The following is a 22,668-nucleotide window of genomic DNA, read 5'->3' as shown; positions in this document are numbered from 1 at the left end:
GAATAAGATGCGCATCCACGCCCCAATGCGTCCACACGATGAAGCCATTGTGACAATCGAACCCGCCCCCGCCGGTCCGGCCGCCGGCGTGTGGGCTGTCGCGGGCGGCGCCGCCATCTTAGTCGATGGCGCGGTCCCCGCAACAACCTTGCTCGTGCCGTCCGAATCGGTCCTTTTGCTTTCCGTCGACCTGCCGCTGCCCAACCGGGCCAAGCGGCTGGCGGCCTTGCCCTTCGCGGTCGAGGACCGGATCGCCGATCCGATCGACGCGGTCCATCTGGCGCTGGGCGACGCGATCGGCGACCGGCGCTATCTGGTCGCGGTGGTGCGGCACAGCGTCATGGCCGAATGGGTGGCGATCGCCGAAGGTGCCGGGATCGGCGCGGCGGCGTTCGTGCCCGATGCGCTGACCCTGTCGGCACCGGTCGAGGGATGGAGCGTCGAAGTGACTGGCGGGCGGGCGCTGGTCCGTGCCGCCGACGGCACCGGTTTCGCCATTCCGCTGCCGATGCTGGTCGCGGCATGGGAGGCGGCGGGACGGCCGGTGGTGCAGGCGCTCGGCGAACCGCTGCCGGAGGCGATGGCGGGCGACGGGGCCGCCTTCCCGCCCGCGCCGCTTGCCGAACGCGTCGCCGCCGCGCCGATCGATCTACGGCAGGGCGTATATGCCCGCCGCAGGACGGCATGGCCGAGCACGACGCGCAAGGTGGCGATGATCCTCGGCGCGGCGGCGCTGGCGCATGGCGTCATCGCTATCGCCGACACGCTGATGCTGCAACGGATTGCCGGGCGGCGGCAGGCGGCACTGCAGCAGCTGGTGGTCACGACTGCGCCGTCGGTGCCGACAGGGGGCGACGATTTCATGGTGCGCGTCGCCGACCTGCTACCGCGTCCGACCGGTTCCAACCGCTTCGTGCCGCTGCTGTCGCGCGTTGCCGGCGCGCTGTCGCCGATCGGGCCGGCCTTGGTCGTCAACGCGATGACGTTCGAAGGCAATGCGTTGACCCTCGATTGCCAGTCGCCCGAAACCGGCATGGCCGACCGGCTACGCGCGGCGCTGTCGTCGGCGGGGGTCGCGGCACAGGTCAGTGCGGCCCCGGGCGGTGGCCTCCGCATCGTGGCGCGGGGGGCATGATCGTCGTGCGTAAGAGCGTCCGGATCGAGGCGGCGTTGGCCCGGTTCGACGGCTGGTGGCAGGGGCTGACCACGCGCGAGCGGGTGCTGGTAAGCGTGCTTGCGGCGCTGCTCGCCGGGGTCGTGCTGGTCTATGGCGTGGTCAAACCGGTGCAGGCGGCGCGGGCACAGGCGCGCGCCGACATCCGCCAGGCCGAGACGTTGATGGCCCGCATACGCGCCGCCGGACGGCTGGAAAGTGCGCCCCCCACGACCGCTGCCGGTCCGCCGCAGACGGTGATCGCATCGGCCGCGACGACGGCGGGGTTGCAGCCGACCGTGGCCGAGGCGAATGGTGCGGTCACCGCGACGCTGACCGATGCGCCCTATCCGGCGGTGGTGACGTGGCTCAGTTCGGTGGCCTCGACCAGCACGATCAACGTGCGGCGGGTGACGATGCAGCGCGGCAGCACCTCCGGCCGGGTCAACGCGACCGTGGAGTTCCAGCCATGACCGACACGCTGCTGCATGCCGAACCCGTCCGCCTGCCCTATGGCTATGCGCGCAAGGGCGGGGTGCTGATCCGGCTGGGCGCGCAGGGCATGGAATGCGTCCATCGCGCCGACGCGACGCTCGACGCGATGCTCGAGGTGCAGCGGGTCGCGCCGGGCATTCCGTTCGTGGCGCTGGACGATGCAGCGTTCGATACGGCGTTGCAGGCAAGCTATGGCGGCAGCGCGACGACCGCGGCCGACATCGAACTCGCCGAAACCGATCTGGCGGCATTGGCCGACAGCGCGGCGGCGGTCGACGATCTCCTCGATGCGCGCGACGATTCGCCGGTCATCCGCCTCATTAACGCGCTGCTGCTGGAGGCGATCAAGGAAGGCGCTTCCGACGTCCATGTCGAGACGCAGGAAAAGCGCCTCGTCGTCCGCTTCCGCATCGACGGTGTGTTACGCGATATCGTCGAGCCGCCGCGCGCGCTGGCGCCGTTGCTGGTCAGCCGGATCAAGGTCATGGCAAAGCTCGACATCGCCGAGCGCCGCACTCCGCAGGATGGCCGCGTGACGCTGCGTATCGGCGGGCATGACGTCGATGCGCGCGTGTCGACCATGCCGACCCAGCATGGCGAGCGGGTGGTGCTGCGTCTGCTCGAACGCGGCGGCATGATGCTCGACCTTGCGGGCCTCGGCATGTCGGAGCGCGACGAGGCGGTATTCGGGCGGTTGCTCGAACGGCCGCACGGGCTGCTGCTGGTCACCGGGCCGACGGGGTCGGGCAAGACGACGACGCTCTATACCGCGCTGACCCGGCTGAACGATCGTCGCCGCAACGTGATGACGGTCGAGGATCCGATCGAATATGAACTGGCCGGCATCGCCCAGACGCAGGTCAATCCGCGTACCGACATGACCTTCGCACGCGGGCTGCGCGCGATCCTGCGGCAGGATCCCGACGTCATCATGGTCGGCGAAATCCGCGATCAGGAAACCGCACAGACGGCGGTCCGATCGTCGATGACCGGCCATTTTGTGCTGTCGACGCTGCACACCAACACCGCGATCGGATCGGTCACGCGGCTGATCGACATGGGGGTCGAACGGTACCTGCTGGCGCCGATGCTGGTCGGTCTGGTCGCCCAGCGGCTGGTGCGGCGGTTGTGTATCCATTGCCGCTGGCAGGACCGCGCGACCGACGCCGACAGCGCGCTGCTGGGCGGAGCGATCAAGCCGGGCAAGAAATTGTGGCGCAAGGGCGGATGCGAGGCGTGCCATCATGAGGGCTATCGCGGGCGCGCCGGGCTGTACGAGGTCGTGGCGGTCGACGACCGGTTGCAGGCGATGATTCACAATGGGGTGGCCGAGGCCGAGCTGGAACGCGCGGCGCGGGTCGACAATCCGGCGTTGCTCGATGACGGCGTGGCGAAAGTGAAGGCCGGGGTGACGACGGTCGAGGAGGTCGCGCGGGTCGTGCGGGACGAGGGGTGACGAATCCCCATCCCAGCTCCCTGCCGTTTGGTTCGAGCAGCTTCGAGCGTAGTCGAGAAGCGTCTGTCGAGAACGCCTGTCCAGCGGAACCCCGTTCTCGACACGCGCTCTCGACTTCGATCGATCGCTGCTCGAACCAAACGGTATCCTTAAAAGGGATAAGTAGGTGACCGCCTACACCTACCGCGCCGCTAGCCGCACCGGCGCGACCGTCAAGGGCGTGATCGAGGCCTCCAGCCCCGCCGCCGCCCGCGCGATGCTCCGCGAACGCGGCGAATTGCCGCTGTCGGTCGAGGAAGCCGCCGAGAAAGGCCCGAGGCTCGGCAGCATCCAGCTGCCCCGCCTGTTCCGGCGCGGCGTGTCGGCCAAGGCGCTGGCGACGCTGACCCGCCAGATCGCGACGCTGGTTGGCTCCGACATCTCCATCGAGGAATCGCTGCGCATCGTCGCGGGGCAGGCCGACAATGCGGCGGTCAATGCGCTACTGCTCGACGTGCGTGCTGCGATCCTCGACGGGCGCAGCTTTGCGCAGGGGTTGGGGCGGCATCCCAGGGCATTTCCTGAGTTCTACCGCGCCTCGGTCGCGGCGGGCGAACAGTCGGGGCGATTGCCCGACGTCCTCAACCACCTCGCCAATTTCGTCGAGACGCGGCAGGCCAATGGCCAGAAGATGCAGTTGGCGCTGCTCTATCCGGCGCTGCTGGCGACGGTCAGCTTCGGCATGATGGTGCTGTTGATGGTCTATGTCGTGCCCGACATCGTCCGCGTGTTCGTGTCGCGCGGGGCGGAATTGCCGTTCCTCACCCGAGCGCTAATCGCGCTGTCGGCGTTCATCCAGAATTACGGGCTATATGTCGCGGTCGCGGCGCTGGTGCTGTTCCTCGTCGGCGCGCGCTGGCTGAAGGTGCCGGGCAACCGGCTGGCGCTCGACAAGCGCTTTGCGACGCGGCGGCCGTTTCGCCGCTTCAGCCGCCAGCATAATGCCGCGCGCTTCGCCGGCAGCCTCGCGACCTTGGTCGGGAGTGCAGTGCCGCTGGTCGAGGCTTTGCACGCCGCCGCCGCGGTCACGCCCAACCGCTTCGTGCGCGACAAGGCGCTGACCGTCGCCGCGCGGGTCCGCGAGGGGCTGAGCCTGCGCGCGGCTATGGCGGAGGCGGAAATCTTTCCGTCGATGCTGGTCGCGATCGTCGCGTCGGGCGAGACGTCGGGGCGGCTGGCTCCCGCGCTCGACCGCGCGTCGGGCGAACTGGAGCGCGAACTCGACGCGCTGGTCGCGACGCTGGTCGCGTTGGTCGAACCGATGGTGCTGTTGCTGATGGGCGGGCTGGTCCTGATGATGGTGCTCGCGATCCTGTTGCCGATCATCAACCTGAACAATCTGGTGCAGATTTGAGCGTCGCATCTTTCCCGTTCGTGCTGAGTAGGGATTGAGCTTGTAGAAAGCCCGTATCGAAGCACCCCTGGCCGTCCTTCGATACGCCGCATCGACAGGCTCAGCGGCTACTCAGGACGAACGGCTTGGGCTAAACGCCAGCGTTGATTAGCTTGTTCAAGGAAATGCCATGACCGACCTCGCCCGCATCGTCGCCGAGGTGACGGAGGAGATCACCGCCAACGCCGCCGAGATCGAGGCGGCCGCCGAAGCGGGTCACGACTATCCGCCCGACTGGTTCGGCATGGCGGTGGCGACGCCCGATGGCGCACTGTATCATGGCGGCTATTCGCATATCCGCTTCCCGCTCCAGAGCATCGCCAAGGTCTTCGCGCTCGAGCTCGCGTTGGAGGCGTGCGGGGACCGGGTGTTCGAGCGCGTCGGGCGCGAGCCGTCGGGCGATCCGTTCAATTCGATCGTCGACCTCGAACGCAACAAGGGCGTGCCGCGCAACCCGTTCATCAACGCCGGCGCGCTGGTGGTGTGTGACATATTGGTCGAGCATAAGGGCGACGATTGCGCGCGCGCCGTGGTCGACTTCGTTGGTCGCGAGGCAGGGCTGGCCGAGGTGATCCTGAACCAGGACGTACTGGAAACCGGTCGTACCGGCGGCGATCTGAACCGCGCGATGATGAGCTTCGCCAAGCATCACGGCAATCTGCACTGCGGGATCGATGAGGTGATGGAGGCCTATGTCCATCAATGCGCGATCGAGATCGATGCGAAGTCGCTGGCGAAGACCGGCCTGTTCCTGACCCGCACCGCGCGGACCGGCGATGCGGAAGGCGACAAGCGCGCGAAGCGGACGCGGCGGTTGCTGTCGCTGATGACGACCAGCGGGCAGTATGACGGATCGGGCGACTTCGCCTATCGCGTCGGGCTGCCGGCCAAGAGCGGGGTAGGGGGCGGTATCCTCGCCATCGTGCCGCAGGTCGCGTCGATCGCGGTTTGGTCGAACAATCTCGACCGGCACGGCAATTCGATCCTGGGCGTGCGCGCGCTGGAGTTGCTGGCGGACAAGGCGGACTGGTCGGTGTTCGGGTAGGGGGGCAGCTTCCCCCCTACCCAACCCGTTTATGCTGAGTAGCCACTGAGCTTGTCGAAGGGGCGTATCGAAGGGTCGGTGGGGGCAGGTACTTCGATACGGGTCTTCGACAAGCTCAGCCCCTACTTAGCACGAATGGGGTTGGAATCTTCGCCGGCTACCTAACCCCGTTTGGTTCGAGCCTGTCGAGAACCCTAGCAGAGAAGGGGTTGCCCCAAGCGACCAAGTTCTCGACGGACGCTTCTCGACAAGCTCGAAACTGCTCGAACCAAAGGGGGTGGTGAGGGGAGGGTGTCACCCCGCCTTTTGCGGCCCCAGCAACTCCAGCACCGCCGCCGTCATCGCGATCGTCCCCGTCACGATCGATGGTTCGGGCGCGACCTTGAACAGCGGCGAATGGTGCGACGGCACCGACGGGCCGCCATTCTTCGCGGCGGTGATGTCCGCCATCGGCGTACCGCCGACCGCGAAATAATAGCCTTTAACCTTTGAATCCGGCTGGACCAGATAAGCGAAGTCCTCCGCCCCCATGCCAGTCTGTTCGAACGGCATGACATTCGTCGCCCCCAGCGTCGTCGCCATAACGGCGTTCAGACGGCGGGCGAGGGGGGCGTCGTTGATCGTGGTCGGCGTGCCCTCAATCACCTTTGCGGTCGGCATCCGGTCGGCGGGCATGCCGTTGAGGGTGCCGATGCCGGTGGTCACGCGCTGGATGCCGTCGAGCAGCTGCTTGCGCGTGACTTCGTCGTTGGCGCGGACGGTTACCTGCAGCTTGGCCATGTCGCTGATGATGTTGTGTTTGAGGCCAGCATGGAACGAACCGACGGTGATGACGCCAGGGTCGAGCGGCTGGCGTTCGCGGCTGATCAGCCCTTGCAGCGCGATTACCAGTTGCGACGCCATATAGACCGGGTCCTTGCCGGCATGCGGGCTGGCGCCGTGCGCGCCGATGCCGGGGACGTCGATATCGACCGAGTCCGACGACGAATATTGAATGCTCTCCGACGCCGACACCATCCCCGCCGGCAATCCCGCCGCGACGTGGAAGGCGAGCGCGTAGTCGGGCTTGGGGAAGCGGCTGTACAGACCGTCGGCCAGCATTGCCTTCGCCCCGCCGACGCGTTCCTCGGCGGGCTGGACGATGAAGACGATCGTGCCCTTCCACCGGTCCTTCAGTGCGGCCAGCCGCCGGGCGGTGCCAACCATCGCCGTGATATGGGTGTCATGACCGCAGGCGTGCATCACCGGCGCCTCGACACCATCGACGCCGACCTGCCGCGCCTTGCTGGCATTGGGCAGGCCGGATTTCTCCTCGACCGGCAGCCCGTCCATGTCGGCGCGGACCAGCACGGTCGGGCCGACGCCGTTCCTGAGCACGCCGACCACCCCGGTGCCGCCGACGCCGGTGGCGACCTGCATTCCGGGAACACCACGCAGTTCGGTCGCCATGCGTTCGGCGGTCTTCACCTCCTTGAACGACAGTTCGGGGTTGCGGTGGAACCAGTCCCACATGCTGCCCAGCGACGCCTTGTAATCGGCACGCACGGCGGGCGCCCAGTCGGGTTCGGCCATGGCCGGCGTTGCGGCGAACAGGCAGGCGGCGGTGGCGATCAGTTTGCGCATTCGGGTTCCCCTTTGGGCGCCAAGCTATCGGGTTCGGGGCGGGTGTCGAGGGGGATTTGGTTCACGCGAAGGCGCGAATCGTAAGAAGGGAGAGTGGTTCGCGCAGGGACGCAGAGGCGCAGAGAGGTGGCGTACCCGGCGACCGATCGCGCAGCGATCCTCTGCATTTCCGTTTGCACCCGAAGATAGGGTCTCGCTGACGCGGGACGGGGCGGCAAGCGCAACCCCTTCGCGTCTCCCCGCCTCTGCGCGAAAACTATCTTCTGCTTCGCGCCCTTCGCGCCTTCGCGTGAATCACAAAACCGACCGCCCCGAATGTTGCCGTCCCGTTCCACGCAACCCATATTCCGAACCATGGCGATCATGATCCGCACCGACCTGTCCGAGCCGGAAACCGGACAGACCTTCATCCCCCACCGCCCGGCCCGCCCGGACAAGGTCGATGCCGGCAAGCGCTTCGTCATCAAGTCCGAATATCAGCCCGCCGGCGACCAGCCGACCGCGATCGCCGAACTGGTCGCGGCGGCAAAGGCGGGGGAGAAGGATCAGGTGCTGCTCGGCGTTACCGGGTCGGGCAAAACCTTCACCATGGCGAAGACCATCGAGGAATTGCAGCGGCCGGCGCTGATTCTCGCGCCGAACAAGATACTTGCGGCACAGCTGTACGGCGAAATGAAGTCGTTCTTCCCAGACAATGCCGTCGAATATTTCGTCAGCTATTACGACTATTATCAGCCCGAAGCCTATGTGCCGCGGTCCGACACATATATCGAAAAGGAAAGCTCGACCAACGAGGCGATCGACCGGATGCGGCACTCCGCGACGCGGTCGCTGCTGGAGCGTGACGACGTCATCATCGTCGCGTCGGTGTCGTGCCTGTACGGTATCGGTTCGGTCGAAACCTATTCGGCGATGATCTTCGACCTGAAGAAGGGCGACGTGGTCGACCAGCGCGAGATCGTGCGCAAGCTGGTCGCGCTGCAATACAAGCGCAACGACGCCGCGTTCCAGCGCGGCAATTTCCGCGTGCGCGGCGACAGCCTCGAATTGTTTCCGTCACACTATGAGGACAGCGCGTGGCGGATCACCTTTTTCGGCGACGATATCGAGGAGATCACCGAATTCGACCCGCTGACCGGCAAGAAGATCGCCAATCTCAACTCGATCCGCGTCTACGCCAATTCGCACTATGTGACGCCCGGCCCGACGCTGAAACAGGCGGCGGAGGCGATCAAGCACGAGCTGGCCGAGCGGCTGAAGGAACTGGTGATGGAGGGCAAGCTGCTGGAGGCGCAGCGGCTGGAACAGCGCACCAATTTCGACCTCGAGATGATCGCCGCCACCGGTAGCTGTGCGGGGATCGAGAATTACAGCCGCTTCCTGACCGGGCGCCTGCCCGGCGAGCCGCCGCCCACGCTGTTCGAATATCTGCCCGAAAACGCGCTGCTGTTCGTCGACGAAAGCCACCAGACGATCGGCCAGATCAACGGCATGTCGCGGGGTGACCATCGCCGCAAGATCACGCTGGCCGAGTACGGCTTCCGCCTGCCCTCGGCGATCGACAACCGCCCCTTGCGCTTCAACGAATGGGACGCGATGCGCCCGCAGACGGTCTGCGTCTCGGCGACGCCCGGCGGGTGGGAGATGGAGCAGACCGGCGGCGTGTTCAGCGAACAGGTCATCCGCCCGACCGGGCTAATCGATCCGCCGATCACGATCCGCCCGGTCGAGGAACAGGTCGACGACCTGATCCATGAGGCGAAGGAGACGGCGAAGCTCGGCTATCGCACGCTGGTTACGACGCTGACCAAGCGCATGGCCGAGGATCTGACGGAGTTCATGCACGAGGCTGGGCTGAAGGTCCGCTACATGCACTCGGACGTCGAGACGCTGGAGCGCATCGAGCTGATCCGCGACCTGCGCATGGGCGTGTACGACGTGCTGGTCGGCATCAACCTGTTGCGCGAGGGGTTGGACATTCCCGAATGCGGGCTGGTCGCGATCCTCGACGCCGACAAGGAAGGGTTCCTGCGCTCCGAAACCTCGCTGATCCAGACGATCGGCCGCGCCGCGCGCAATGTCGAGGGGCGGGTGATCCTCTATGCCGACCGGATGACCGGCAGCATGGAACGCGCCATCGCGGAGACCGATCGCCGCCGCGAGAAGCAGCGCGCGTATAACGAGGAACACGGCATCACGCCGACCACGATCAAACGCCAGATCGGCGACATTATCGCCGACGTCGCCTCGCGCGATCAGGTGACGGTCGAGATCGACGAGGACCGGCCGCACATGGTCGGCCACAATCTGCGTTCGTACATCGAAAGCCTCGAAAAGCAGATGCGCGAGGCGGCGGCGAACCTCGAATTCGAGACTGCCGGCCGGCTGCGCGACGAGATCCGCAGCCTTGAGAACGAGGAACTCGGGCTTCCGGCGAGCGAGCACAAAGCGCCGATCATGGGCCGGTCGAACGAGGGCAAGCCGGGGACGCGCAAGACGCGCTATGGCAAGCAGAAGGCGATGCGCATGGCCGGGGGCGGGGGAAGGCGGCGGTAGCGGCGCTGGTTGCGCAGGCGGGAGCCGATACACGCCGTCGTTGTGCGTTTGGCCTGACGGTAGCGCGTATGGAGTCCGGCCAGCGCGAGACCTCTGCGAAAGTCCTTTTTCTGTACCCCGGCGAAGGCCGGGGCCCAGTTGGGGGAATACGAAAAATACGGAAGAACCTTCCCGACTGGACCCCGGCCTCCGCCGGGGTACGCGTAGTTTTCAGCTGCGCGCCGACGTTCGCAGAGGCCGCGTTTGCGCGGAGTGGCGATAATCCAAAGATCGTCATCCCGGCGTAGGCCGGGATCCATTGTGTCGGGTGGTGTCGACTCCATTATGACCTTTCCCAATCCGTAGATTCCGGCCTTCGCCGGAATGACGGGCGGTTCGATGCAAGGGGCGCTTCGCCCCATCCCCGGTTGAGGCAACCGCCCGCATCGCCCATAAGGTGGCCATGCGTATCAAGTTCCTTGCCCCCGCTCTCCTGCTGGCCGGGTGCGTGCCGCCCGGCGCGCCGCCTGCGCCCGAAACGGTCCCGTCGCCCATGCCGCGCCCCGCGCCGGTGACGCCGGCCCCGCCACCGGTCGGCGACTGGCGCGACCTGCCGCGTACCCCCGGCGACTGGCAGTATCGCGGTCTCGGCAGCGGGTCCGCCGCGACCTATGGCGTACGCGGGGCGGCACCGGTCGCGACGCTCACCTGCAACCGTGCGGCCCGCCAGGTGACAATGGTCTTCGCATCGCCGCGTCCCGCCGCCGGCACGGTGACGATCCGCACCACCAGCACGCAGCGCAGCCTGACCATCCAGCCGATGGCCGGCGGGGTCGGTGCGTCGCTGCCCGCCAGCGACAAGCTGCTCGACGCGATCGGGTTCAGCCGCGGCCGCTTCGTCGTGGAAGGTGCCGCGGTCGGCCGACTGGTCCTGCCGAGCTGGGCCGAAATCCTGCGCGTGACCGAGGATTGCCGCGCGTGAGGCGGGCGGCGGCGTTCGCGGCGCTGGCGCTTGCCGCCTGTTCGAGCGAACCGCCGCCCGCGCCGAAGCCGACCGCCGGCGCGACGCCGACCCCGCGCCCGACCCCGTCGCCACGCGCGCTCAGGCCCGGCGAACTGCCGACGCCCGAACTCGACGGGGCGGCGCCGCTCGCCGGCAACTGGCGCTATCAGGCATCGGCAAGCGGCAGCGCGGTGCGCTACGAAGCGAACGGCGCGACGGTCTTCACCATCCGCTGCGATCCGCAGGCCCGGCGCATCGTCTTCGCCCATCCGGGGCAGGGCGCGACGATCCGCCTCTATGTCGCCGATGCCGCCGCGACCTTCCCGACACAGACCGTCGACGGCGCGGCCGAAGCGGCGGTGACCACCGGCCAGACCTTCCTCGACGCGCTGGCCCGTGCCGATAGCATCGGCTTCGCCATCGATGACGGCCCGGTCGCGCGGCTGCCCGGCGATAAGGCGATCCTATCGGTGGTGCGGGGCTGCCGGCCGGGTCTGCGCTGACTCGGGAGCGAGGGCCGCGAAGTATGGCGGAAACATTGTGCAATACAAGTCTTGTGCGCAGCCCGGCGATGCCCCAGATTCGGGGTGCGCATCGATCGGTGCGTAACGGCTTTAACTAGCGAAAGGAGGTGATCCGATGTCTCATGGTTCAGCAATGGGGTCGGTTCAGTTCGTTCGGGAGACGCGCCGCTAACGCGTGAGGCCGCGTGCGGGGGGTATCCTCCCCCAGTCAACGTCGCGGCATCAACAATGCGGCTCGCATGGTCTCCCGGGCTGGAGCTTCCGGCCGCTGACCATGCTTGAGGTCGCCGGGCGTCGAGAGACCCCGGCGGCCTCTTTCATATCCCGCCTACCCGCTTTTCAATGTGCGATGCCCCGCCGCCAGGGTGATCGCAACCAGCGATCCGCCGACGATATTCCCGGCCGTCGCCAGCAACAAATTGCCGAGCAGCGCGCTCACCGGCACCGCCGCCGGATCGATCCCCCACGCGACCGGCAACAACGTCATGTTCGCGACCGAATGTTCGAACCCGGCCGCGACGAACAGCGTCACCGGTCCGATGACGGCGACGATCTTGCCCGACACCGTTTGCGCGCCCGTCGCCATCCAAACCGCAAGACATACCAGCATATTGGCGAGCACGCCCGAGGCGATCAGTTCGATCCAATCCTTGGCGAGCTTGGTATCGGCAGTCTTCAGCGCCGCCTGTCCGACCGCGCCGTCGACCGCCCCCGTCGCGCCCGACGCGACGAACAGGGCGGCGATGGCGAGGCTGCCGATCAGGTTCGCGACCCATACCACACTCCAGTCGCGTAGCGTTTCGCCCATGCTCAACCGGTCCTGCGCGGCGGGCAGTACCAGCATCGTGTTGCCGGTGAACAATTGCGTGCCGGTCACCATCACCAGCATCAGCCCGACCGAAAAGGCAAGGCCCGACAGCAGCTGCGTTGCGCCGCCCGGTTCCGCGCCCGCTTGCGCGACCAGATAGCCGATCGCACCAAAGCCGATCTGCGCCCCCGCCGCGATGCCCAGCAACAGCATCGCGCTGATCGGCGGACGGGTCTTGGCCAACAGCGCGTCGTCGACGCTGTCGGCCAGACTGTCGGCGGTGGCGTCGTCCTTGGCCATGGCGTTCCCTTCCAAATGGTGCAGGAACGAAACGACCGGAACCGCACGCGGCTCCGTCAGCGCAGTATCGGCCGGATATCGACCACGTGGACATCGTGCATCTGGTTCAGATAGGCCTCCAGATACGGCTTGTGCGATGCGCCGACCACGACCAGCGCGCGCATCCCCGGCCCCGGCGCCTCGGCCAGCATGTCGCGGATATTCGCCGCCATGCGCAGGTTGCGCACCTCCCAATAGGCGACATATTGCCGTCCGAACCGCTGTGGCGAGGGTTCTTCGAGCGCCGCACCGAAGTCGCTGTCGAACGCGACCTGCCCCTGACCGACCGCGTTATAGCCGCGATACATCGTCAGGATGCCGGCGCCGGTCGCCAAGTCGACCTGGGTCGCCTCGATCGCCGCCATCCGCCGCTTGGTCGCCGGATTGTCCCATGCGGTCTGGATCGCCTTGCCATAGGGGGCTTCGTCCGCCTTCGGTACCGATCGGTCGGCGGTGTGGTCGTCCATCGCATAGACGCGCTGAAGCCCCAACCGGGCTGCGAGGCGTGCCGCGATCATCAGGCTTTCATCGCGCCGCGTCTCCAGCTTGGTCAGTCGCGCGACCAGCGTGTCGTCGAGACCGTCCCCCACCTTGCGCTCCGCCGCCGGCAGTCGCAGCCACTGGACCAGCGCCGATGCCTGCTCGCCCCCGGCGAGGAACAGCGCGGCCAGCTTGCGCCGTTCGGCCGGGCTTGGTTCGGCAGGCAGCGTCGTCAGCATCGCTTCAAAGGCGGCGGTGGCGGCCGGCACGTCGAGGCCGGTGGCCGCCTTGGCCGGTGCTGGATCCCAGCAATAATCGGGCACGGTGTCGGCATAGCGATAGGGATAGCGGCGCAACTGATCGCATTGCGCCCCCGACAGCGCCTCGATCGCGATCGCCTGCGGTTTCCACACCGCCAGCCGGTCGAGCAGCGGCCCGAGCGCTTCGGGCCGGAACCGGTCGGGCAGTTGCGACAAATGCGGCGACCCCAGCACCGCGACCTCGTTGGCTGGTCCGGTGCGCGGCCCCTTATGCGCTGCCGGATCGAAGTCCGGGCGGTAGCTTTGTGCGGTGGCCGGTGCCGCGAGCAGCAGCAAGGTCGACAGAATGCGTTTCATGAACTTCCCCCTTGGGTCGCAGCGTACGGCGGCAAATAGGGAAGGGGAATGCGGTTTGATGTAAATCAGGCCACGGTCCCTCGCCCCGGCAGGGGAGAGGGATGCGCAGACGTGGTCTTTGCGCCAGCAAAGGCCTAGTCGAAGCTGGGAGAGGGGAAGCGCTCGCGCATGCGAGCGCGCGAGCCGTTGACTCGCTTCGCCCCCTCTCCCCGGCGATTACATAAGCCTAACCCGTTCGTCCTGAGTAGCCATTGAGCTTGTCGAAATGGCGTATCGAAGGACTGCTTGGGGCTGGTGCTTCGATACGGGTCTTCGACTTCGCTCAGCCCCTACTCAACACGAACGGTTCTACTGTTGGGGTCACGCTCCCGCCAGCGAGCTGGCAAGCTCCGTTATCCCCCTCCCCTGCCCGGGGAGAGGGCAACGGTCTGCGCGAGCGCAGCGAGACTCCAGATACCGCAAAACAAAACCGCCGCCCGGTTACCCGGACGGCGGCTTGTTCGCTTCACAAAGACCCGAACGATCAGTCGTTCAAATATTCGCCCGCATCGGCGTCGGTGCCGGTGCCCGAGGGCACGACATCGGCCAGCGGATCGCTGACGCCCTGGCCGTCGCGGGGCGAGCGGGCCAGTTCGGCGGCATGTTCTTCCTCGGCCGAATTCGGCGCGACGAAGCCGGCCAGTGCCCGCTGCTGTGCCCGCAGCGCCGCATCGCGCGACGATGCCGCGACGCGCAGGCGGTTCATGCCGGCACCGGTGCCCGCCGGGATCAGGCGGCCGACGATGACGTTTTCCTTCAGACCGTTCAGGCTGTCGATCTTGCCCTGCACCGATGCCTCGGTGAGAACGCGGGTCGTTTCCTGGAACGATGCGGCCGAGATGAACGACCGCGTCTGCAGCGACGCCTTGGTGATGCCGAGCAGCACCGGCTTGCCCTGTGCCGGGGCCAGACCCGGCGCAAGCTTCGCATTGGCTTCGTCCATCTCGTCCCGGTCCAGCTGTTCGCCGGCCAGCAGAGTGGTGTCGCCGCCGTCGGTGATCTCAACCTTCTGCAGCATCTGACGAACGATCGTCTCGATGTGCTTGTCGTTGATCTTCACGCCCTGCAGTCGATAGACGCCCTGAATTTCGCTGACCAGATATTCGGCCAGCGGCTCGATGCCGAGCGTTTCCAGAATGTCGTGCGGGTTCGGCGAACCACCGATCAGGTTGTCGCCGCGCTTGACATAGTCGCCTTCCTGAACGTCGATCACCTTCGACTTCGGGATCAGATACTCGACGACCTCGCCGCCATCCTCGGGCTGGATGCCGATCTTGCGCTTCGCCTTGTAATCCTTACCGAACACGACGCGGCCCGAGACCTTGGCGATGATCGCCGCCTCCTTCGGAATACGTGCCTCGAACAGTTCGGCGACGCGCGGCAGACCGCCGGTGATGTCGCGGGTCTTGGCCGATTCACGGGCGACACGGGCAAGAACGTCACCCGCCTGCACCTGCGCACCATCCTCGACCGACAACACCGCGCCCGGTGCCAGCATGTAGCGCGCGGCCTCGCCCGAATTCGCGTCGAGCAGGGTCATGCGCGGACGCAGATCCTCCTTCGACTTCGACGTCACGCGATATTCGATGATCTCGCGCTGGGCGATACCGGTCGCTTCGTCGACGCGTTCGGTGACGGTCTTGTTCTCGATCAGATCGATGAACTTCACCGTACCGCCCGTTTCGGTGATGACCGGTGCGGTGAACGGGTCCCATTCCGCCATGCGGTCGCCCTGCGAGACGATGTGGCCATCGTCGAACAGAACATAGGCACCATAGGGGATGCGATGCACCGACAGGTCGCGGCCGTCCATGTCGACGATCGCGATTTCGCCCGAACGGCTGAGCACCACGCGCCGGCCACGCTGATCCTCGATCAGGCGCAGGTCGCGGAACTCGACCGTGCCGTCGACCGGCGCTTCGAGGTTCGACTGTTCGTTGAGCTGTGCCGCACCGCCGATGTGGAAGGTACGCATGGTCAGCTGCGTGCCCGGTTCACCGATCGACTGCGCCGCGATGACGCCGACCGCTTCGCCGATGTTCACCGGCGTACCGCGGGCGAGGTCGCGACCATAGCAGGTGCCGCAGACGCCAACCTTGGCTTCGCAGACCAGCGGGCTGCGGATCTTCATCGCCTGCAGGCCCAGCTTCTCGATCTTGGTGATCATCGCCTCGTCGAGCAGCGTGCCCGTCGGGAACACGACCTCACCCGTCTTCGGATCGACCACATCCTCTGCCGTGGTCCGGCCGAGGATACGCTCGCCGAGCGACGCGATCGTCGCGCCACCTTCGATGATCGACCGCATTTCCAGCGCGCGCTGGGTGCCGCAGTCTTCCATGATGATGACGCAGTCCTGCGACACGTCGACCAGACGGCGGGTCAGATAGCCCGAGTTTGCCGTCTTGAGCGCGGTATCGGCCAGACCCTTGCGGGCGCCGTGGGTCGAGTTGAAGTACTCAAGGACGGTCAGGCCTTCCTTGAAGTTCGAGATGATCGGCGTTTCGATGATCTCGCCCGACGGCTTGGCCATCAGCCCGCGCATGCCGGCCAGCTGCTTGATCTGCGCCTGCGAACCGCGGGCACCCGAGTGGGCCATCATGTAGATCGAGTTGATCGGCTTCTCGCGGCCCTTGTTGGGGCCGTCGTCATAGCGGCGGACCGCCTTGATCTCGTCCATCATCGACGTCGCCACCTGATCGCCGCAACGGCTCCAGGCGTCGATCACCTTGTTGTACTTCTCCTGCTGCGTGATCAGGCCGTCCTGATATTGCTGCTCGAAGTCCTTCACCTGATCGCGGGTCTCGTCGACCAGCTTGTCCTTGTCCGGCGCGATCAGCATGTCGTCCTTGCCGAACGAGATGCCCGCACGGAACGCGTGACGGAAGCCCAGCGCCATGATCGCGTCGGCGAACAGCACGGTCTCCTTCTGACCGGTGTGGCGATACACCTCGTCGATGACGTCGCCGACATCCTTCTTGGTCAGCAGGCGGTTGACCGTTTCGAACGGCACCTTGTGGCTCTTCGGCAGCGTCTCGCCCAGCAGCATGCGACCCGGGGTGGTCTCATAGCGCTTGAGATACTGCTTACCGTCCTCGTCGGTCTGCGGAACGCGGCTGACGATCTTGGTGTGCAGCGTGACGGCCCCGGCGTGCAGCGCCTGATGCACCTCCGCCATGTCGCCCAGCAGCATGCCTTCGCCCGGCTCGCCGGTCTTTTCCATCGACAGATAATAGAGACCCAGCACCATGTCCTGCGACGGCACGATGATCGGCTTGCCGTTGGCGGGCGACAGGATGTTGTTGGTCGACATCATCAGGACGCGCGCTTCGAGCTGCGCTTCGAGCGACAGCGGGACGTGCACGGCCATCTGGTCGCCGTCGAAGTCGGCGTTGAACGCCGAGCAGACCAGCGGGTGGAGCTGGATCGCCTTGCCCTCGATCAGCACCGGCTCGAACGCCTGGATGCCCAGACGGTGGAGCGTCGGCGCGCGGTTCAGCATGACCGGGTGCTCGCGGATCACCTCGTCGAGGATGTCCCAGACTTCCTTGCGTTCCTTCTCGACCCACTTCTTCGCCTGCTTGAGGGTCATCGAGAGACCCTTGGCGTCGAGGCGCGCATAGATGAACGGCTTGAACAGCTCGAGCGCCATCTTCTTGGGCAGGCCGCACTGGTGCAGCTTGAGTTCCGGGCCGGTCACGATGACCGAACGACCCGAATAGTCGACGCGCTTGCCGAGCAGGTTCTGGCGGAAGCGGCCCTGCTTGCCCTTGAGCATGTCGGACAGCGACTTCAGCGGACGCTTGTTGGCACCCGTGATCGTGCGACCGCGACGGCCATTATCGAACAGCGCGTCGACCGCTTCCTGCAACATGCGCTTTTCGTTGCGGACGATGATGTCCGGCGCGCGCAGTTCCATCAGCCGCTTCAAGCGGTTGTTACGGTTGATGACGCGGCGGTAGAGGTCGTTCAGGTCCGACGTCGCGAAGCGGCCGCCGTCCAGCGGCACCAGCGGACGCAGTTCGGGCGGAATGACCGGCACGACGTCGAGGATCATCCATTCGGGACGGTTGCCCGATTCAAGGAACGATTCGACGACCTTCAGCCGCTTGATGATCTTCTTGGGCTTCAGTTCCGACTTGGTGACCGCCAGCTCTTCGAGCAGGTCACGCTTCTCGCCCTCGAGGTCGAGGTCGATCAGCATCTGCTTGACCGCTTCGGCGCCGATCCCGGCCGAGAACGCGTCTTCGCCATACTGGTCCTGCGCGTCGAGCAGTTCGTCCTCGGTGAGGAGCTGATACTTCTCCAGCGCGGTCAGGCCCGGCTCGATCACGATGTAGCTCTCGAAATACAGCACGCGCTCGAGCTGCTTCAACTGCATGTCGAGCAGCAGGCCGATGCGCGAGGGCAGCGACTTCAGGAACCAGATGTGCGCGACGGACGCGGCCAGTTCGATATGGCCCATCCGCTCACGGCGGACCTTCGACACCGTGACTTCGACACCGCATTTTTCGCAGACGATGCCCTTGTACTTCATGCGCTTGTACTTGCCGCACAGGCATTCGTAGTCCTTGATCGGACCGAAGATGCGCGCGCAGAACAGGCCGTCACGCTCGGGCTTGAACGTGCGATAGTTGATCGTTTCGGGCTTCTTGATCTCGCCGAACGACCATGAGCGGATACGCTCCGGCGAGGCGATGCCGATCTGGATCTGGTCGAAAGTCTCCGGCTTGGCCACCGGGTTCGCGAAATTGGTCAGTTCGTTCATTTTGCTTTCCTCACAGGGAGGGAAAAACCATCCGTTCGTCCTGAGTAGAGACTGAGCTTGTCGAAGGCCCGTATCGAAGGACTGCCACGGGGGCGGTCCTTCGATACGCCGCTTCGACTTCGCTCAGCGGCTACTCAGGACGAACGGTATTCATTCGATCCGGCTTACTCCGCCGCCTCGGCCAGTCCGTCATTCTCCTCCAGGCTGCTCAACTCGATGTTGAGGCCCAGCGAGCGCATTTCCTTGACCAGCACGTTGAAGCTTTCGGGGATGCCGGCCTCGAAGGTGTCGTCGCCCTTGACGATCGCCTCATAGACCTTGGTGCGGCCGACCACGTCGTCGGACTTCACCGTCAGCATTTCCTGGAGCGTATAGGCGGCGCCATAGGCCTGGAGCGCCCACACTTCCATTTCCCCGAAGCGCTGGCCACCGAACTGCGCCTTGCCGCCCAGCGGCTGCTGGGTAACGAGGCTGTACGGCCCGATCGAACGCGCGTGGATCTTGTCGTCGACGAGGTGGTGCAGCTTCAGCATGTAGATGATGCCGACGGTGACCATCCGGTCGAACTGATCGCCGGTACGACCGTCGAACAGCACCGACTGACCCGAGCTGTGCAAGCCGGCCAGCTGCAGCATGTCCGACACGTCGCTTTCGCGTGCACCGTCGAACACCGGGGTCCCCATCGGCACGCCCGTGCTGATGTTCTGGACCAGTTCGGCGAGCTGCTCGGTCGAACGGCTGTCGATATCCTCGGCATAGTGATCGCCGTAGATCTCCTTCAGGCGATCCTTGACCGCCGCCGGCATTTCGCCGCCGACCGCATCCGGGTTCGCCTCGCGCCAGTCGCGCAGCGACCGTGCGACCTGCATCCCCAGGTTGCGCGCCGCCCAGCCAAGGTGCGTTTCGAAGATCTGACCGACGTTCATGCGCGACGGCACGCCCAGCGGGTTCAGCACCAGGTCGACCGGCGTGCCGTCCTCGAGGAACGGCATGTCTTCCTGCGGCAGGATGCGCGAGATGACGCCCTTGTTGCCGTGACGGCCGGCCATCTTGTCGCCCGGCTGCAGCTTGCGCTTCACCGCGACGAAGACCTTGACCATCTTCAACACGCCCGGCGGCAGCTCGTCGCCACGCTCCAGCTTCTCGCGGCGGTCGTGGAACTTGTCGGTGATGCGCTTCACCGCCTCGTCATACTGCGCCTTGATCGCTTCGAGATTGCCCTGCGCCGCATCGTCGGCGACGGCGAACCGCCACCATTCATGCTTTTCCACGCTGTCGAGCAGGTCGCGGTCGATGACCACGCCCTTCTTGACGCCCTTGGGTGCGGCCGTCGCGGTCTGCCCTTCGAGCATTTCGCGCAGGCGCGACCACGTCGCACGGTTGAGGATGCCGCGCTCGTCGTCCGAGTCCTTCTTCAGGCGCTCGATCTCCTCGCGCTCGATCGCCATCGCGCGCTCGTCCTTGTCGATGCCGTGACGGTTGAAGACGCGGACGTCGACGACCGTACCCGACACGCCCGGCGGCAGGCGGAGCGAGGTGTCACGCACGTCGCTGGCCTTTTCACCGAAGATCGCGCGCAGGAGCTTTTCCTCCGGCGTCATCGGCGATTCGCCCTTGGGCGTGATCTTGCCGGCGAGAATGTCGCCCGGTTCGACCTCGGCACCGATATAGACGATGCCCGCCTCGTCGAGGTTGCGCAGCGCCTCTTCACCCACGTTCGGAATGTCGCGGGTGATGTCTTCCGGCCCAAGCTTCGTGTCGCGGGCCATCACTTCGAACTCGTCGATATGGATCGACGTGAACACGTCGTCCTTCACGATCCGTTCGGAGATCAGGATCGAGTCTTCGTAGTTGTACCCGTTCCACGGCATGAACGCGACGAGGGCGTTGCGGCCCAGCGCCAGCTCGCCTAACTCGGTCGACGGGCCGTCGGCGATGACTTCGCCGGCCTTCACCACGTCGCCCACCTTCACCAGCGGACGCTGGTTGATGCAGGTCGACTGGTTCGAACGCTGGAACTTCATCAGCGTGTAGATGTCAACGCCGCTCTCGGTCGCATCGACCTCGCCGGTCGCGCGGATAACGATACGCGCCGCATCGACCTGATCGACCACGCCTGCCCGCTTGGCCGAGATCGCCGCGCCCGAATCGCGCGCCACGGTCTCTTCCATGCCGGTGCCGACGAACGGCGCCTCCGCCTTCACCAGCGGCACGGCCTGCCGCTGCATGTTCGAACCCATCAGCGCGCGGTTGGCGTCGTCGTTTTCCAGGAACGGAATGAGCGACGCGGCGACCGACACCAGCTGCTTCGGGCTGACGTCCATCAGCGTGACGTTTTCGGGCAGCGCCATCAGGAATTCGCCGGCCTGACGGGCCGACACCAGTTCCTCGGCGAAGCTGCCATCCTCGTTCAGCGCCGCCGATGCCTGCGCGACGGTGTGCTTCTGCTCTTCCATCGCGGAGAGGTACACGACGTCGTTCGACACCTTGCCGTCGATGATGCGACGATAGGGGGTCTCGATGAAGCCATACTTGTTGACGCGGCTGAAGGTGGCCAGCGAGTTGATCAGACCGATGTTCGGGCCTTCCGGCGTTTCGATCGGGCAGATACGGCCATAATGTGTCGGGTGAACGTCACGGACTTCGAAGCCGGCACGCTCACGCGTCAGACCGCCCGGCCCGAGCGCCGAAACGCGACGCTTGTGCGTCACTTCGGACAGCGGGTTGGTCTGGTCCATGAACTGCGACAGCTGCGACGAACCGAAGAACTCGCGCACCGCGGCCACCGCGGGCTTCGCGTTGATCAGGTCGTTCGGCATGACCGTCGATACGTCGACCGACGACATGCGCTCCTTGACCGCACGCTCCATGCGCAGCAGCCCGACGCGATACTGGTTCTCCAGCAGCTCGCCGACCGAGCGGACGCGACGGTTGCCGAGATTGTCGATATCGTCGACTTCGCCCTTGCCGTCCTTCAGGTCGACCAGCGTCTTGACGACCGCGAGGATGTCCTCGCTGCGCAGCGTGGTCACCGTGTCCGGCGTGTCGAGGTCGAGGCGCATGTTCAGCTTGACGCGACCCACGGCCGACAGGTCGTAGCGCTCGGGATCGAAGAACAGGCCGGCGAACAGCGCTTCGGCGGTTTCCAGCGTCGGCGGCTCGCCGGGGCGCATCACGCGATAGATATCCGACAGCGCCTGTTCGCGCTCCTCGGCCTTGTCGACGTTCAGCGTGTTGCGGATCCACGGACCGGTCGAGACATGGTCGATGTCGAGCAGTTCGATCCGCTCGATGCCTGCCTGGTCGAGCAGTTCGAGATTTTCGGCGGTCACTTCGTCGCCGGCTTCGATATAGATCTGGCCGGTCGTCTCGTTGATCAGGTCATAGGCGCTGTAGCGGCCGAAGATTTCCTCGGTCGGGATCAGCAGGTCGGTCAGGCCGTCCTTGCCCGCCTTGTTTGCCAGACGCGGCGAAATCTTGGTGCCCGCCGGGAACACGACTTCGCCGGTGTTCGCGTCGACGATGTCGAACGACGGCTTCTGGCCGCGCCAGTTCTCCGGCGCGTACGGAATGCGCCATCCGCCTTCGCCACGGACGAAGGTCACGCGGTTGTAGAAGTGGTTGAGGATGTCCTCGCCGGTCATGCCCAGCGCATAGAGCAGCGACGTCACCGGCAGCTTGCGCTTGCGGTCGATACGGACGTTGACGATGTCCTTGGCGTCGAATTCGAAATCGAGCCACGACCCGCGATACGGGATGACGCGCGCGGCGAAAAGATACTTGCCGCTGGCGTGTGTCTTGCCGCGATCGTGATCGAACAGCACGCCCGGCGACCGGTGCATCTGCGACACGATCACGCGCTCGGTGCCGTTGATGAAGAAGGTGCCGTTCTCGGTCATGAGCGGCATGTCGCCCATGTACACGTCCTGCTCCTTGATATCGAGGACCGACCGCGCCTCGGTATCGGCGTCGACCTCGAACACGATCAGGCGCAGGGTGACGCGCATCGGCGCCGCATAGGTGATGCCGCGCTGACGGCATTCTTCCACGTCGAACTTGGGATCTTCCAGTTCGTAGGTGACGAAGTCCAGTTCGGCGGTGCCGGCGAAGTCGCGGATCGGGAACACCGAACGCAGCGTCTTTTCGAGGCCGGAGACATAGCCGATCGACGGGTCACTGCGCAGGAACTGTTCATAGCTCTCGCGCTGGACCTCGATCAGGTTCGGCATCTGCACCACTTCGTGGATGTCGCCGAACACCTTGCGGATGCGGCGCTTGTGCGTGCCGGTTGCGGTTGCCTTGGTCGCCATGGAGTCGTGGGCCTCGCTTGCAGTCAAATCTCGTGCCCGGTTGC

Annotated in this window: 13 protein-coding genes; 8 read left to right on the top strand and 5 right to left on the bottom strand. The window is 65.8% G+C overall.

Annotated elements, in window-relative coordinates; all coding sequences use genetic code 11:
• Positions 1-49 precede the first annotated feature (49 nt).
• From gspL to glsA, 5 genes are all read left to right on the top strand, one after another.
• Entirely contained in the window at positions 50-1,135 is a 1,086-nt protein-coding gene (gene gspL, locus AAIO73_RS07375; protein WP_345877084.1) for a type II secretion system protein GspL, read from the top strand.
• Entirely contained in the window at positions 1,132-1,626 is a 495-nt protein-coding gene (locus AAIO73_RS07370; protein WP_345877083.1) for a type II secretion system protein M, read from the top strand. Before gspL ends, AAIO73_RS07370 begins: the two co-directional genes overlap by 4 nt.
• Complete coding sequence (locus AAIO73_RS07365; RefSeq protein WP_345877082.1) at positions 1,623-3,104, top strand: GspE/PulE family protein; 1,482 nt, start codon at positions 1,623-1,625, stop codon at positions 3,102-3,104. Before AAIO73_RS07370 ends, AAIO73_RS07365 begins: the two co-directional genes overlap by 4 nt.
• 166 nt (positions 3,105-3,270) lie before the next feature.
• On the top strand, positions 3,271-4,497 hold the full coding sequence (locus tag AAIO73_RS07360; protein ID WP_345877081.1) for a type II secretion system F family protein: 1,227 nt from the start codon (positions 3,271-3,273) through the stop codon (positions 4,495-4,497).
• A 169-nt stretch (positions 4,498-4,666) separates the two neighbouring features.
• A complete protein-coding gene (gene glsA / locus AAIO73_RS07355) occupies positions 4,667-5,581 on the top strand; it encodes a glutaminase A (RefSeq protein WP_345877080.1) in 915 nt (304 codons plus the stop codon).
• A 294-nt stretch (positions 5,582-5,875) separates the two neighbouring features.
• On the opposite strand, the gene AAIO73_RS07350 is transcribed toward glsA, so the two are convergent.
• Complete coding sequence (locus tag AAIO73_RS07350; protein ID WP_345877079.1) at positions 5,876-7,204, bottom strand: amidohydrolase; 1,329 nt, start codon at positions 7,202-7,204, stop codon at positions 5,876-5,878.
• 354 nt (positions 7,205-7,558) lie between these two features.
• Between AAIO73_RS07350 and uvrB the strand changes: the two genes are divergently transcribed.
• The 3 genes from uvrB (at position 7,559) to AAIO73_RS07335 (ending at position 11,245) form a co-directional block, all read left to right on the top strand.
• On the top strand, positions 7,559-9,760 hold the full coding sequence (gene uvrB, locus AAIO73_RS07345) for an excinuclease ABC subunit UvrB (protein ID WP_345877078.1): 2,202 nt from the start codon (positions 7,559-7,561) through the stop codon (positions 9,758-9,760).
• A 442-nt stretch (positions 9,761-10,202) separates the two neighbouring features.
• Positions 10,203-10,721 carry a hypothetical protein gene (locus AAIO73_RS07340; protein WP_345877077.1) on the top strand — a complete coding sequence of 173 codons (519 nt, stop codon included), beginning with the start codon at positions 10,203-10,205 and terminating at the stop codon, positions 10,719-10,721.
• On the top strand, positions 10,718-11,245 hold the full coding sequence (locus AAIO73_RS07335; RefSeq protein WP_345877076.1) for a hypothetical protein: 528 nt from the start codon (positions 10,718-10,720) through the stop codon (positions 11,243-11,245). Before AAIO73_RS07340 ends, AAIO73_RS07335 begins: the two co-directional genes overlap by 4 nt.
• Before the next feature lie 349 nt (positions 11,246-11,594).
• On the opposite strand, the gene AAIO73_RS07330 is transcribed toward AAIO73_RS07335, so the two are convergent.
• The 4 genes from AAIO73_RS07330 to rpoB all read right to left on the bottom strand — a co-directional run bounded on the left by AAIO73_RS07330 (position 11,595) and on the right by rpoB (position 22,624).
• The gene (locus AAIO73_RS07330; protein ID WP_345877075.1) at positions 11,595-12,374 is read right to left on the bottom strand and encodes a formate/nitrite transporter family protein; all 780 of its coding nucleotides are present in this window, start codon (positions 12,372-12,374) and stop codon (positions 11,595-11,597) included.
• A gap of 56 nt (positions 12,375-12,430) precedes the next feature.
• On the bottom strand, positions 12,431-13,510 hold the full coding sequence (locus AAIO73_RS07325; RefSeq protein WP_345877074.1) for a DUF5694 domain-containing protein: 1,080 nt from the start codon (positions 13,508-13,510) through the stop codon (positions 12,431-12,433).
• A 523-nt stretch (positions 13,511-14,033) separates the two neighbouring features.
• Entirely contained in the window at positions 14,034-18,314 is a 4,281-nt protein-coding gene (gene rpoC, locus AAIO73_RS07320) for a DNA-directed RNA polymerase subunit beta' (protein WP_345877073.1), read from the bottom strand.
• A gap of 164 nt (positions 18,315-18,478) precedes the next feature.
• Positions 18,479-22,624 (bottom strand): DNA-directed RNA polymerase subunit beta, encoded by a 4,146-nt coding sequence (gene rpoB / locus AAIO73_RS07315; protein ID WP_345877072.1) that lies wholly within the window; start codon positions 22,622-22,624, stop codon positions 18,479-18,481.
• Positions 22,625-22,668: the final 44 nt, after the last annotated feature.

This window comes from Sphingomonas epibiotica (assembly GCF_039615155.1).
GTDB lineage: Bacteria > Pseudomonadota > Alphaproteobacteria > Sphingomonadales > Sphingomonadaceae > Sphingomonas.
Note: the sequence above shows the minus strand (reverse complement) of the source record. Positions and strands in the feature narration are given on the sequence as shown.

What these genes read in the sequence shown, in the direction of transcription:
- AAIO73_RS07370 (WP_345877083.1), top strand. Translation starts at nt 1,132, where the DNA reads ATGATCGTCGTGCGTAAGAGCGTCCGGATCGAGGCGGCGTTGGCCCGG.
- AAIO73_RS07365 (WP_345877082.1), top strand. Translation starts at nt 1,623, where the DNA reads ATGACCGACACGCTGCTGCATGCCGAACCCGTCCGCCTGCCCTATGGC.
- glsA (WP_345877080.1), top strand. Translation starts at nt 4,667, where the DNA reads ATGACCGACCTCGCCCGCATCGTCGCCGAGGTGACGGAGGAGATCACC.
- AAIO73_RS07350 (WP_345877079.1), bottom strand. Translation starts at nt 7,204, where the DNA reads ATGCGCAAACTGATCGCCACCGCCGCCTGCCTGTTCGCCGCAACGCCG.
- uvrB (WP_345877078.1), top strand. Translation starts at nt 7,559, where the DNA reads ATGGCGATCATGATCCGCACCGACCTGTCCGAGCCGGAAACCGGACAG.
- AAIO73_RS07340 (WP_345877077.1), top strand. Translation starts at nt 10,203, where the DNA reads ATGCGTATCAAGTTCCTTGCCCCCGCTCTCCTGCTGGCCGGGTGCGTG.
- AAIO73_RS07330 (WP_345877075.1), bottom strand. Translation starts at nt 12,374, where the DNA reads ATGGCCAAGGACGACGCCACCGCCGACAGTCTGGCCGACAGCGTCGAC.
- AAIO73_RS07325 (WP_345877074.1), bottom strand. Translation starts at nt 13,510, where the DNA reads ATGAAACGCATTCTGTCGACCTTGCTGCTGCTCGCGGCACCGGCCACC.
- rpoC (WP_345877073.1), bottom strand. Translation starts at nt 18,314, where the DNA reads ATGAACGAACTGACCAATTTCGCGAACCCGGTGGCCAAGCCGGAGACT.
- rpoB (WP_345877072.1), bottom strand. Translation starts at nt 22,624, where the DNA reads ATGGCGACCAAGGCAACCGCAACCGGCACGCACAAGCGCCGCATCCGC.